Here is a 12,792-nt window from a genome sequence, read left to right on the forward strand (position 1 = left end):
GCGACGCCCCGTCCCTCTCTACTTCCACTCTATACCAGACATGGGGGCTTGCGGGAAGCCCCGGGTCATGCCGCACAGTCGCCGGCCATGACGACCATGAAGGAACATGCGGTGGTGATCGCGGGGGGCGGCCCGACGGGGCTGATGCTGGCGGCCGAGCTCGCGCTCGCACGCGTGGACGTCGCCTTGGTCGAGCGGCGCGTGAGCCAGGAGCTCGCGGGCTCGCGCGCAGGCGGCCTCCATTCACGGACGATCGAGGTGCTGGACCAGCGCGGCGTCGCGGAGCGCTTCCTCTCGCAAGGCAAGATCACGCAGGTGGCGGGCTTCGCGATGATCCCGCTCGACATCAGCGATTTTCCGACGCGCCACAACCACGGGCTCGCGCTGTTTCAGGAGCGCATCGAGCAAATCCTCGCCGCCTGGGTCGAGGAGCTGGCGGTGCCGATCTACCGCGGGCGCGAGGTGACGGACTTCACGCAGGACGACAGCGGCGTCGAGGTCGCGCTGTCCGACGGAGCCTCGCTGCGCGCGCGCTACCTGGTCGGCTGCGACGGCGGTCGCAGCGTGGTCCGCAAGAGGGCCGGCATCGACTTCCCGGGCTGGGATCCGTCGGTCAGCTACTTGATCGCCGAGGGCGAGATGGCCGAGGAGCCGGCCTGGGGCGTCCGCCACGGCGATCGCGGCCTCAACGCCATCGGCAAGCACGACGACGGGAAGCGAGTGCGCGTCGTGCTGATCGAGCCGCAGGCCGTGCAAGGCGCGGAGCCCACCTTGAGCGAGCTCCGCGGGGCGCTCATCGCCGTCTACGGCACGGACTTCGGCGTTCACGGCGTCACGTGGCTCTCGAGGTTCACCGACATGGCCCGCCAGGCGGCGTCCTACAGGCAGCGACGGGTGCTCCTGGCCGGCGACGCGGCGCACGTGCACTCGCCGGCGGGCGGCCAGGGCCTCAACATCGGGGTTCAGGACGCCGTGAACCTGGGTTGGAAGCTCGCCCAGGTCGTGCGTGGCACGTCGCCCGAGAGCCTGCTCGACACCTACCACGCCGAGCGCCACCCGGTCGCCGCGCGCGTGCTCAAGAACACGCTCGCCCAGACGGCGCTCGGCCGCGGCGACGAGCGCACCCGCGCCTTGCACGAGCGGATGTCCGAGCTGCTGAAGATGGACGAGCCGCGCAAGCGCTACGCCGCGATGATGTCCGGTCTCGACCTCCACTACGACCTCGGCAGCGGACACCCGCTGCTCGGGCGCCGCATTCCCGATCTCGACGTGATCACCGAGAGCGGACAGCAGCGCGTGTTCCGACTGCTCCACGCAGCCCGACCGGTGCTGCTCAACCTCGGTGAGCCCGGTGCGCTCGACATCACGCCCTGGGCGGCTCGCGTGGAGCGGGTCGACGCGCGATGCGCGGTGGCCTGGGAGCTTCCGGTGCTCGGCGCGGTGCCTCCGCCAGCGTCCGTGTTGATCCGACCCGACGGATACGTCGCGTGGGTCGGCGAGGGAACGGACCAGGGCCTTCGTGATGCCCTGACCCGATGGTTCGGCCCGGCCGCAACGTCAGCGCAGGTACACGCGGCAACACCACGTCACGATGGGTGAGAACGAGCTCGTGTCACCCATGTTCCCGGCGCGTTGCCGTGTGTTCTGCATCGCTGCCGGGCCAAGGAAGCCGAGCTGAACCCTCCGACACAGAATGGCTCACCGGGGCACACGCGACCTCCTGCGACGCGACAACCCCACGCATTTCCTCGGGATCTGCCCGCCTGGCCCACTGTTTGCAGTTCGGACCTTCGAGAGGTAGCGTTCATGTCGAGATTCTTGGCGATGGTTTGCGTTGGTCTTCTGGCGTCCGCATGCGGCGACGACACGACGGGGGGGAGCCCGTCCGGCTCCGCGAGCAGCTCCGCCTCCGCGAGCAGCTCCGCCAGCGGCGGCGGCCAGGGCGGGGACGGAGGCTCCGGCGGAGGGCCGGACGGCAGCGGCGATTGCTCGGCGTTCGAGGACGACGAGCCGGGAACCCCGGTGACGATCACGGTGACCAACCACCGCGCGACGTCCATCTATTACTCTGGCAACGAGTGCGTCGAGCGCTTCCGTATCGGTCCGGAGGGCGGGAGCCTCGGCACGGCGGAGTACCCTTGGGTGTACATGACCTGCGAAGAGGTCCAGACGGAAGAGGAATGGCCGCAAGACTGCCTCGGCGGGAGCACGTTCGAGATCGCCGCCGGAGAGAGCGCGACCTTCTCCTGGAGCGGGCTGCTGTACGAGACTCAGCAGATGCCGGTCGCCTGCGCGGCGAACCCGGACAATCCATTCATCAACGACTGCCAGCGCGCGGTCGCCGTGCAGCCGGGAGCGTTCAACATCGCCCTCGAGCTCTTCAGCGTGTCCACGTGTGAAGACGTGGGCCTGTGCTCCCTCAGCGAGCCGTTCACCGTCGAGCAGGGGTTCACGTACCCGGACGACACGGCGGTCGAGATCTCCGTCGACTGACGTCGCGACGCCGAGCGCGCGGCCCTCGCCGCCTGGCGCCGGCACCTTCCTTCGCCGTTCGCACCGCAGCACTGGCACGCGCCCGAGCTGCCGCTCGCCGATCCCGGCGGTACAATCGACACACCTACATCTGGCGACATCTTCCTACGCGCCGGGCCAGTCATGGAGATGCCATGATCCCGTGATGCGGGCCACTGTGCGCGCTGATATTCCGCCGCTAGAGCAGACGCCCCCGCCTGGAGTCCAGCCGGGGCGTTCGCACCGCGCGCTCCAGCAGGCATGGAGCCGCGGCCCACGCGAGAAAGGTGCCTCCTTTTCATGCAAAGAACATCGATCCTGTGCGCGCTTGTCGGCCTCGCGATCGGGGCTTGCACCGTCGACACCGGGACATCGGGGTCCGGGGACGACGGTCCGCTCGGCGAGGCGGCGCAGTCGCTCGTCACCGATTGCGATCACTTGAATCCAACGCTCTGGCCGCCGCTCCCGCTGCCCGTCGACTTCGACCGCGAGCTGCTCATCCGTGATGTCGCCGTGGTCGACGACGTCTGCCGCACCACCTGGTCTGGCTCCTGTCCCTCCGGCGGCACCCCGGCCGCGTGGACCTTCGGCATGCTCATGCGCCAGATGGCCGGCGCGACACCAGCCCACGAGTTCGTGGCCGAGTGGCTGCACGCGTGGGAGGTGCCGAACGTCGTCAACGGCTTCACCGTGCCGGCGCGGCCGGGCATCCGGCCCACGCTCATCGATCCGTGGCTCATCGCCAGCGGCTGCGCCCCGGGGGCGCCCATCGTCGGCCCGGGCGCCTGCCCGCTCGACATCACACAGGCGCCCTTCCGCCTCCTCGCGATCCTCAACCGCGCCGATCTGCAGGACCCCTCTCCCCTCTACGGCGGCCCTCCGAGCCCCGGCGAGGTGCGCTTCGTCTTCGGCATCGTCGATCTGCCGAGCGGCAGCCCGCTCCCGGCCACGGTCATCCTCGAGTATCGCCTCCCGTCGCAGCGCGGCGGGGCTCCGGCCACGACCTTCGACTGGGCGAGCGCCTTTCACAAGCTGAGCGACCCGTCCCTCGGGCCGATCGGCTCACCCCCGTACCTCGCCCACCTCGAGTCGCTGCTCACCGACATCACCTCCCCGGGGGCAGAGCCCGGCGCGCTCAACAAGGACAGCGCCATCGCCCAGGTGCGCACCAACGAGATCATCTTCGGGCCCGACTGGAAGCTCCGCGAGAGCACCCTCCAGCAGGTCGGCCTCGGGCCGAACGCCGCGCTGCTCCTGCCGGACACGACCAAGCAGACACCGGATGACAGCCTGAACGCGTCTGGCACGCTCGACGGCTACCTCGACGCCAACGCGCTCTGGACCGGCTCGCCCAACCTGATCGACTTCACCCAGACGCCGGTCCCGGCCCCGCTGCTCGGCGGCGAGTCGACCTCGCCTCCGCCCGCGCCCGGGCCGTTCTGGGATCACACCCCGGCGACGCCGCTCCAGCCCATCGAGCGCCACCACTTCGCGCTCGCCACGTGCAACGGCTGCCACAGCCCGACCGAGCTGGCGACGCCGTTCACGCACATCCACCCGCGCCCGCCGGGCGCGCCGTCAGGCCTCTCGCCGTTCCTCTCCTCACCGCCCATCCCCGCCGGCGGACCCGTCGGCCTCCCCGCCGCGGGCACCGAGCTCACCGTGCCGGATCCCGCGGGCACGGGCGCCATGTTCTCGTACCACGAGCCGTGGCGCCGGGTCTGCGAGACGACGCGGATCCTCAACGGCGTGACCGCGCCGTTCACGCGGGCCAACGGCGCGCACTGACCTCCTGGTAACCGATTCGTCCGGGCCGGCGTTCGGCCCCCTCCGCGCTCCAAGACAGCATCCTGCCCAGTTTGTGCAGGACCTGCGCGAGCTGCGCCGCGCGCGACGGCGGCCCCTCGGCGAGGAGGCCGCCGAGGAGGCCTCTCCGCGGCTGGCCCACCTTTCGCTTTACTCCTCACCGTGGCTCGCCGCCCCCGCGAAGGGCGGGGATGAGGCGGGCGCGCTTGGAGGGTACTCGCATGCTCAAGGAATGGCTTAAGGTGGTTGTGATGGTGGCCAGCGGCGCCGTGATCGGCGTCGGCTGCAGCGCGGAGGCGCCGAGCGGGGAAGAGGCGCTCGACGCGAGCGAGGGAGAGGCGCTCGACGAGTCGCAGGCCGCGCTTCAGTTCACCTGCGGCGGCATCACCGGCCGCGGCTGTCCAGGCACCAACAAGTGCGTCGACGACCCGAACGACGACTGCAATCCCAGGAGGGACGCCGACTGCGGCGGCATCTGCGTGGGCGACCCCTGCGGGGGCTTCGCCGGGTTCGCCTGCGAGAAGGACTATGTCTGTGTGGACGATCCGCGGGACACCTGCGACCCGGACGACGGGGGCGCGGACTGCCCGGGGACGTGCCTCCACGCGGGCGAGATCCGGTGACGGGGCGCTGAGCGCCCGGCGCCCCGGAGCCGCGCGTCGGCTCCAGGGCATGCCCGCCGGTCGCGTCCCGGCTGGGTCGCGCCTGAGGCATCCCCTCGAATTCTTCGGAAAATTCACGGGGAGGCGGGGAGACGGGGAGGGAAATCGTCAAAATACTCCCCGTCTCCCCGCCTCCCTGTTCAATTTCTCCGCTGAAAAGGGCTGCAAAATGAGGGGATGCCTCAGGGGTCGCGCCCTGCTGGGCTTCTCCGAGGTGAGCGCCTCCCGCCGCCGGGCCGGCCCCCGCCCCGCAGCGCACCGCCGCTCCGCCTGACGCGCGCATCGACACGCGCGGCGTAGTATCCTGGGGAGGACCCAGCGCGTTTGGCGATGGCCGGAGGGGACCCATGGGCGACAAGGGGAACACGGGGCTCGGCGCCCCCGAGCTCGCGTCGAACGAGGTGTTGAGATCGGTCGCGGCGGGCGCGGCGACGCTCGCGCAGGGGGCGCACGGCGACGGCGTGCGCGCCGTGCAAGAGGCGCTCGGCGCGATCGGGCTCGGCGACACGATGAAGGCCGACGGCTCGTTCGGGCCGAAGACGCACGCTTGCATCGTCGCGCTGCAAGCCGCGGAGGGCCTGCCGCAGACGGGCACGGTCGACGCCGCGACGATCGCCGCCCTCGACAGGCGCCTCGCGGCCCGGCGTACGCCGCCGCTCGACGAGGCCCTGGCCAGGGCCGCGGGGCTCACCCCCGAGCAGGCGGCGGCGCTCGGCCGCGCGCCTCCCGCGGCCCGGGCGCCCGCCGCGCCCTCGCGCACCGATCAGCGCTATTTCACCGACGAAACCGAGCTCCCGCAGGTCGTGCCCGGGGCCGAGCCGGACCCGGACTCGCCGCCGCCGGCCGTGGACTCCGTCGACGACCGGCCCGCGACAACCGTCTCCGGCGCCCTCGCCGCCGATCGGAGCGCGCGCCTCGTCGAGGTCCGGCGCGCGCTCGGGGGCGACGCGCGCGCGCTGGCCGCGCTCGACAGGCTGCTCGCGGCGGGCCGGCTGCACACGGGGGCGCTCCTGCCGAACCTCGCGGCCATGGCGGGCGCCCCGCGCGATCCGAGGCTCGTGCTCGAGGGCGGCATCGATCCGCACCTCGTGCTCGCGCAGGCGATCCGGCACGTGGACAACCCGCTGCGCGTCAAGCAGGGCGCATGTCGCGGCACGTGCGGCGCGGGAACGATGGAGTACGTCCTGCTGCGCGTCGATCCGGCCGAGTTCGTGCGGATCCTCGACGGGATCACGCGGGAGGCGGGCGAGGTGAAGCTCCGCTCGGGCCGCGTGCTCAGGATGCCGCGCAACGCGGTCCCGCGCGACGCCTCGGGCCGCGTCGACGTCGACCGGCTGTTCCAGTCCGCGCTCATGAACCACGCGACGGCGATGAGCTGGATCTTCGATTACGACAACCCCGAGGACAACGACTCGTTCTGGGCCGCCCTGGGGGGCGACTCGCGCGTCCCGCTCGGCAACTTCACGAGCCTGTTCCAGGACATCATGGGCGGCAGCTACACGAGCGTCTCGTCCCTCCTGCGCAGCGGCGCGTCCGTCGCCGACGACGTCGCCGTGGCGATGGGGCGCGGCGAGAAGGTGCCTGTCCTCCTGAAATGGGAGGGTGGCTACCACTGGGTCGTGGCCGAGAAGATCGAGCGCGGGGCCGACGGCGCGCCCGCCTCGGTCCTCCTGCGCAACCCCGCGGGGTCGGACAGCTGCAAGGGCGCCCCGCCCCGCGCGCCGCTCCCCGAGGGCTGCGGCCGGTTTCGCATGAAGTACGCCGATCTCGCCGCGAACCTCCACGGCGCGGCCCTCAGGGGCTGAGGCAGACCCGTGAAAACCCTCGTTCACATCGCGGACGCGCTGGGGCGATTCAGCGCCCGGTACGTGCCCTCGGCCTTCTCCATCGCCGTGCTGCTCACGCTGCTCGCTTTCGCGCTCGGGCTCACGTGGGCTGGCGCGGCGCCCATGGACGTCGTGAAGGGCTGGGGCAGCGGCTTCTGGGAGCTGCTCTCGTTCTCCATGCAGATGGCGCTCGTGATGTTCAGCGGCTACCTGCTGGCGCTCACCGCGCCGGTCCGCGCCGGCCTCGAGAAGGTCGCCGCGCTGGCCACCACGCCGCGCCGCGCCGTCATGCTGATGGCGTTCGTCTCGATGGCGCTCTCCTACCTCAACTGGGGCCTGTCGCTCGTGGCCTCCGCCATGCTGGTGCGCTTCGTCGTGCGGCGGCAGCCCGACGTGGACTACCGCCTCCTCGTCGCCTGCGCGTACTTCGGCATGGGCGCGACATGGCACTCCGGCTTCTCGGCCTCTGCCCCGCTCCTCGTCGCCACGCCCGGCCACTTCCTCGAGAAGACGACAGGCATCATCCCCATCGACCAGACGCTGCTCTCCACCTTCAACGTCACGCTCCTCCTCGCGGTGGTCGCCGTGATGACGCTGCTCGCGGGGCTCCTCCACCCGACGCCCGACCGCACCGTGAAGGTGAGCCCGGAGGTGGTGGAGGGCTTCGGCCGCTTCGACCCGCCCGCGCCGCCGGCCGAGCGCTCGCTCGCGTCGCTCCTCGACTACTCCCCGGTGCTCAACCTCCTCTTCGGCGCCGCGGGGCTCGTCTACGCGGCCACCGCGCTGTGGAGCGGCTGGAAGAACATCAACATCAACACGGTCAACTTCATCTTCCTCACCCTGGCCGTCCTCCTGCACGGCACGCCGGCGCGCCTCATCAAGGCCTCGGAAGAGGCGGCCAGCGTCCTTCACGGCATCGTCCTCCAGTTCCCGCTCTACGCCGGCATCTACGGCATCTTCAAGGCCACCGGCCTCACCGACCGCATGGGCGAGGCGTTCGTCGCCATGAGCTCGCGGGAGACGTTCCCCGCCATCGTCTACTGGTACAGCGGTATCGTGAACTACTTCGTCCCCTCCGGCGGCTCGAAGTGGGCCATCGAGGCGCCGTACCTGCTCAAGGCAGCCTCCGATCTCGGCGTCGAGCCGCGCAAGGTGGTCCTCGCCTACGCCTGGGGCGACATGGCCACCGACCTCATCCAGCCGTTCTGGGCTCTGCCGCTGCTCGCCGTCGCGCGCGTGGAGTTCAAGGAGCTGCTCGGCTTCCTGCTCCTCGCGTTCGTCGTCTACGCACCCCTCGTCACCGTGGCGTTCCTCTTCCTCGGCTGACGCCGCCGAGCCCCCGCGAGCGCCCCGCGCCCGGGCGCGAGCCGGTGCGCCACGAGGCGCACGGTGTGCCGCTGTGTGCCAGCTATCCCGGCGCTAACTACAGGTAATCATTAATAAAATTGCGAGGCATGTCGCGTGCTTGATCCGCGGCCATCGGTCCGGACGACGGCCTGGCACGGAGACTTCCCCCATGCGCACACTTACCAAGACTTGCACGTTCGTTTCTCTGCTGGCGCTCGGCATCGGCTTCGCCGCCTGTTCGGGCGAGCCAGGCGCGCCCGCGCAAACGGGCCTCGCGCGGAGCGCCCTCACGCCTGCCGCGAGCTGCGATGAGGTCGAGTCGCTCCTGCGCGAACGGCTGAAGCAGAACATGATCAAGTCGGTCGAGGCGTCGCGCACGAGCGCCCTGGAGCAGCTCGAAAGCGGATGCTACTGGTTCGGCGAAGATGGCGGCTGGGGCAACGTCGGCGCCTCGACCGGCGCGGGAGGGCCCGTCCCGGGGTCGCCGTCCGCAGGCGGGGACGATCCGAGTGGCGGGGGCGCCACGGAGTACTCGACGACGAACACGCAGGAGGCGGACGTCGACGAGGCGGACTTCATCAAGAACGACGGAGAGCACGTCTATCTCCTCGCCCACGGGCAATTCCAGATCTTCGACGCGTGGCCGGCCGCGGAGACGCACCGGGTCGCGGCGGTCGAGATCGAGGGGGAGGCGAAGAAGCTCTTCGTGCACGAGCAGCGCGCCCTCGTCTACTCGTCGCTGTCCCCGTCCGCCAGCGAGGACCCGTATTACTACGGCGGAGAGTGCACGTACGGATACGACTGCGAGTTCACGGGCGACGGCACCCCGCTCATGATCACCGAGCTCGACATCAGCGATCTCTCGGCGCCGACCGTCGTGCGGACGCTGAAGTTCTCCGGCTCGTTCATCAACGCCCGTCGCATCGGGAGCGCGGTGCACACCGTCGTGTCCTCCCCCGAGCCGAGCGTGGAGGGGCTCTCGACATGGCCGGAGGGCCTCGACATCTGCGCGCTCTCGGAGCAGGGCGTCACCCCCGCCACCGTGGGCACCGTGAACGTCGCGTTCGAGGGGCTCATCGACAAGAACCTCGCGCTCATCGACACGGCGCCGCTCGACGTCCAGCTGCCCACCGTCGAGGACACCCTCTACCGGGACGGCGAGGCCCTCCCGAGGGCCGACGATCCGTTCGCGGGCTGCGCGAACTTCTACGTGTCGCACACAGGCGACGGCCAGAGCTTCCTCTCGGTCATCTCGACCGAGCTCGGCGGCGACGCGCTCGGCCAGACGACGGTCGTCGGCAAGCCCGGCGCCGTCTACGCGACCTCCGAGTCGCTCTATGTAGCGAGCCGGCACCAGTACGGGAGCACGTACGGCTGGTTCTACGCGGACGCGGAGGCGACGCCCGACGCGACGACGATCCACAAGTTCGCCCTGAGCGAGCGCGCGCAGCCGAGCGCCTACCTCGGGAGCGGCGTCGTGAAGGGGCGCGTGCTCAACCAGTTCGCCCTCAGCGAGCACAAGGGCTATCTCCGCGTCGCGACGACCACCGGCCACCTGCCCGACCCGGGCGCGCACAACACGGTCGCCTCGCTGAAGCAGGAGGGCGGCGAGCTCGTGGTCAAGGGGATGATCGACCACCTCGCCCCGGGCGAGGACATCCGGTCCGCGCGCTTCTACGGCGACGTGGGCTACGTGGTGACCTTCAAGAAGACGGACCCGCTCTACACGCTCGACTTCTCGCTCCCCGAGGCGCCGCGGGTGCGCGGCGAGCTGAAGATCCCGGGGTTCTCGACGTACATGCACATGATCGACGAGGGGCACGTCATGAGCATCGGCTACGACGCCGACGACCAGGGGGACTTCGCGTGGTTCCAGGGGATCATGCTCCAGATCTTCGACGTCACGAACCTCGATGATCCGAAGCTCACCCACAAGGAGGTGATCGGGACGCGCGGCTCATCGAGCGACGCCGCGACGGATCACCTCGCGTTCAACTACTTCCCCCAGCGCGGGCTCCTCGGGCTCCCCATGGTCATCTGCGAGGGCGGCAGCGGGGGCCAGTTCGGCGACACGATGACGTTCAGCGGGCTGCTCGTCTACAAGGTGGATGTCGACGAGGGCTTCGCCTCGCTCGGCGGCGTCCCCCACCCGCTGCCCGACACGAGCGCCGATCCCTACGCCGTGAGCTGCGGGAGCTGGTGGAGCCAGGCCAGCTCGTTCGTGAAGCGGAGCGTCTTCCTGGAGGACCACGTCTACTCCGTCTCGGAGGACGAGATCCGCGTCGCCCACGTCAACGATCTCGCGACCCCGGAAGCCATCGTGCCGCTCACCCCGTGAGCGGGCTCCGCAGCGCGGGCGCCGGCGTCACCCCGGCAGCCCGCGCGCGCGGCGGCGCGGCGCCCTCGTCCGGTAGAGAGACCATCACGGCAGCGAAGGTCGTTTGTAACGCGGGCTCTGCTACAAAGCCCTGTGCAGACGCGGGTGTCTGCGCGTGGGTGCAAAATTATAGCGCTGGCGGTGCCAGCGCCATGACTGCGGAGGTGACGGCGATGAGAAGAGCTTTGCTGCGTCTGGCTGCGCTCGCTGCTGTGGGTGCTCTCGCGTTCGTGGGCTGTAGCGTTGAATCGGGCCCGGAGCCGGCCGGCGACCCGCAGATGGACGAGGGCGCGGAGACGCTGACGGTCGAGCTCGATGGCAGCGTCGCGCACGCCGTCCGGGTCGATGTGTCGCGGGTCCGCGTGGACATCTACGATCTCGCCGGGGACCTGCAGTTCTCGGCGGACTACCGCGCGATCGAGGGGCAGAAGCCCGCGGTCGAGTGGAAGCTCTTCCACCCCGCGGCGGCGGGCGAGTCGGCGCCTATCGCCGCGTCGGGGTCGCTCGAGGTCGAGCTGGAGCAGCTGCCGGCGCTCGACGGCGCGATCACCGGAGCGGCCTTGATCCACGCGCAGGTCTCCCGCGCGGACTCGGGCGTCGACTACGACAACTGGGGGTGCGACCTGCTGCCCGGCGCGTACAACGGTATCATCAGCTGCGGGACGAAGGGCGGCTGCTGCGACGTGCACGACGCCTGTTTCGCGACCTACGGCTGCGCTGCCGGGAGCTGGACGAGGCCCTGGGACTACGCGTGGCAGTGCTCGGCGATCTGCAACGCCGGCGCCGTCGCCTGCTTCACGGCGGGGAACCCCGGACCGAGCGTGTGCTGCTTCCGGGGCAACTGCGGCCAGCCGCGGTGAGGTGACGCCGCCGTGGGGGTCCAGCTCATGACAGCGCGCATCGCGAGAGGACCCGCCGCGGCCGCCCTGCTCCTGCTCCTCGGGGCGGGGTGCGCCCCCGCGGACGAGCCCCTGCCGCCGGGCGCCGCCGAGGCGCGGCAGGCGGTGAGGAACGGCACGCCGGCGACCGAGGACGTGGCGGTCGTCGGCATCGCCGTGGGCGGCGAGGTCGGGTGCACGGGCGTCCTCATCCGCCCGCGCGTCGTCCTCACCGCGGCGCACTGCCTCGCCGGCCATGGTGCGGACACGGTGCTCGTCGGCCCGTCCGCCGCCGAGGGGGTCCACGTCGGCGTCGCGCGGGCGTGGTCGTCTCCGGACTACCGGGCGGGAGCTGCCGAGCACGACATCGGCCTGCTGCTCCTGCGCGAGCCGCTCGACGTGGCGCCGGTCCCGCTGCGCGCGCAGCCCCTGACGGACGAGGACGCCGGCCGGAGCGTCCGGTTCGTCGGGTTCGGGCGGGAGGACCCCGAGGAGCGCGGCGACGCCCGGCGGATGCAGGGAACGGCACTCCTCGGCGAGCTCGGCGCGCTCACGTTCTCCCTGACGCCCTCGCCGTCCAGCGCCTGCTCCGGGGACTCGGGCGGGCCCGTCCTCGGCGCGGCCGGCGGGGGAGAGGCCCTCGTCGGCCTGATCTCGCGCGGCGACGAGGCGTGCGCCGAGCGCGCCAGCGCCGTGCGCGTGGACGCGCACCTCGGCGGCTTCGTCGAGCCGCTGCTCGCGGCGATCGAGCAGACCGGCGGGCAGGCCGGCGCGCCCTGCGTCGAGCCGGGCAACTGCGCCTCGGGCCTGTGCGTGTCGCCGGAGGACGCGCCGAGCTTCCCCTACTGCTCGCGCGCGTGCGGAGGCCCCGCGGACTGCCCGGCCTCGATGCGCTGCGAGGGCGGCGCGCCGGGGACAGCGCAGTGCCGGTACGCCCGGCCGAGCCCGGGGGCGATCGGCGCCCCCTGCGAGCGCGACGAGGCGTGCGAGTTCGGCATGTGCGCGCGGTTCGACGGGGAACTCGACGGGGAGGAGGGCTCGACCTGCAGCGCGCTCTGCTTCCCGGAGGATCCGGAGCCGTGCCCGCATGGGGGCGTCTGCTCGCCCGCGGCCGGCGCGGCGCGCGCTCACGGCTGCAGGTACGAGGCGCCCGCGCCGCCGGCGGCCGCGGGAGGCTGCGCGGCCGGGCGATTCCCGCCGGGCGCAGGGCCCGGCGGGCGCTGGCTCACGCTGGTCGAGGCGGGCGCGCTCGTCGTCGGGTTGCGTGGTTTGCGTGCGCTGCGCCGCCGCGCCGTCTCCCGGCGCGGAGAGCGCCGGCGCCGGACGGGGTAGGCCGCGCGCTGGTGCCGGCCGGCCGGGGCGCGCTCCGGCCGCGCGTCCCGGCG

9 protein-coding genes are annotated in these 12,792 nt (G+C 71.6%); all 9 read left to right on the forward strand.

The genetic code is table 11. The features are described 5' to 3' along the window. Positions 1-96: 96 nt before the first annotated feature. Positions 97-1,599, forward strand: coding sequence for an FAD-dependent monooxygenase (locus WME89_RS52060; RefSeq protein ID WP_438006932.1), 1,503 nt, complete (start codon positions 97-99; stop codon positions 1,597-1,599). Between the two features lie 207 nt (positions 1,600-1,806). Continuing rightward, positions 1,807-2,493 carry a hypothetical protein gene (locus WME89_RS52065; RefSeq protein ID WP_438006933.1) on the forward strand — a complete coding sequence of 229 codons (687 nt, stop codon included), beginning with the start codon at positions 1,807-1,809 and terminating at the stop codon, positions 2,491-2,493. Between the two features lie 318 nt (positions 2,494-2,811). Further along, positions 2,812-4,299: a hypothetical protein gene (locus tag WME89_RS52070; protein WP_438006934.1), complete on the forward strand. Its 1,488-nt coding sequence runs from the start codon at positions 2,812-2,814 to the stop codon at positions 4,297-4,299. A 260-nt stretch (positions 4,300-4,559) separates the two neighbouring features. Continuing rightward, positions 4,560-4,940 carry a hypothetical protein gene (locus WME89_RS52075; RefSeq protein WP_438006935.1) on the forward strand — a complete coding sequence of 127 codons (381 nt, stop codon included), beginning with the start codon at positions 4,560-4,562 and terminating at the stop codon, positions 4,938-4,940. Between the two features lie 386 nt (positions 4,941-5,326). After that, positions 5,327-6,784, forward strand: coding sequence for a peptidoglycan-binding domain-containing protein (locus WME89_RS52080; RefSeq protein ID WP_438006936.1), 1,458 nt, complete (start codon positions 5,327-5,329; stop codon positions 6,782-6,784). Positions 6,785-6,793: 9 nt separating this feature from the next. Beyond that, positions 6,794-8,131 carry a short-chain fatty acid transporter gene (locus WME89_RS52085; RefSeq protein WP_438006937.1) on the forward strand — a complete coding sequence of 446 codons (1,338 nt, stop codon included), beginning with the start codon at positions 6,794-6,796 and terminating at the stop codon, positions 8,129-8,131. 190 nt (positions 8,132-8,321) lie between these two features. Then, positions 8,322-10,490 carry a beta-propeller domain-containing protein gene (locus WME89_RS52090; RefSeq protein ID WP_438006938.1) on the forward strand — a complete coding sequence of 723 codons (2,169 nt, stop codon included), beginning with the start codon at positions 8,322-8,324 and terminating at the stop codon, positions 10,488-10,490. A 212-nt stretch (positions 10,491-10,702) separates the two neighbouring features. Then, on the forward strand, positions 10,703-11,389 hold the full coding sequence (locus WME89_RS52095) for a hypothetical protein (RefSeq protein WP_438006939.1): 687 nt from the start codon (positions 10,703-10,705) through the stop codon (positions 11,387-11,389). A 12-nt stretch (positions 11,390-11,401) separates the two neighbouring features. Continuing rightward, complete coding sequence (locus WME89_RS52100) at positions 11,402-12,739, forward strand: S1 family peptidase (RefSeq protein WP_438006940.1); 1,338 nt, start codon at positions 11,402-11,404, stop codon at positions 12,737-12,739. The last annotated feature ends 53 nt before the right edge of the window (positions 12,740-12,792 follow it).

The sequence above is a fragment of the Sorangium sp. So ce321 genome (assembly GCF_051530195.1).
Lineage (GTDB): Bacteria > Myxococcota_A > Polyangia > Polyangiales > Polyangiaceae > Sorangium.

Excerpts from the sequence above, each read along its gene's own strand:
- WME89_RS52060 (WP_438006932.1), top strand. The coding sequence starts at position 97 with ATGAAGGAACATGCGGTGGTGATCGCGGGGGGCGGCCCGACGGGGCTG.
- WME89_RS52065 (WP_438006933.1), top strand. The coding sequence starts at position 1,807 with ATGTCGAGATTCTTGGCGATGGTTTGCGTTGGTCTTCTGGCGTCCGCA.
- WME89_RS52070 (WP_438006934.1), top strand. The coding sequence starts at position 2,812 with ATGCAAAGAACATCGATCCTGTGCGCGCTTGTCGGCCTCGCGATCGGG.
- WME89_RS52080 (WP_438006936.1), top strand. The coding sequence starts at position 5,327 with ATGGGCGACAAGGGGAACACGGGGCTCGGCGCCCCCGAGCTCGCGTCG.
- WME89_RS52090 (WP_438006938.1), top strand. The coding sequence starts at position 8,322 with ATGCGCACACTTACCAAGACTTGCACGTTCGTTTCTCTGCTGGCGCTC.
- WME89_RS52095 (WP_438006939.1), top strand. The coding sequence starts at position 10,703 with ATGAGAAGAGCTTTGCTGCGTCTGGCTGCGCTCGCTGCTGTGGGTGCT.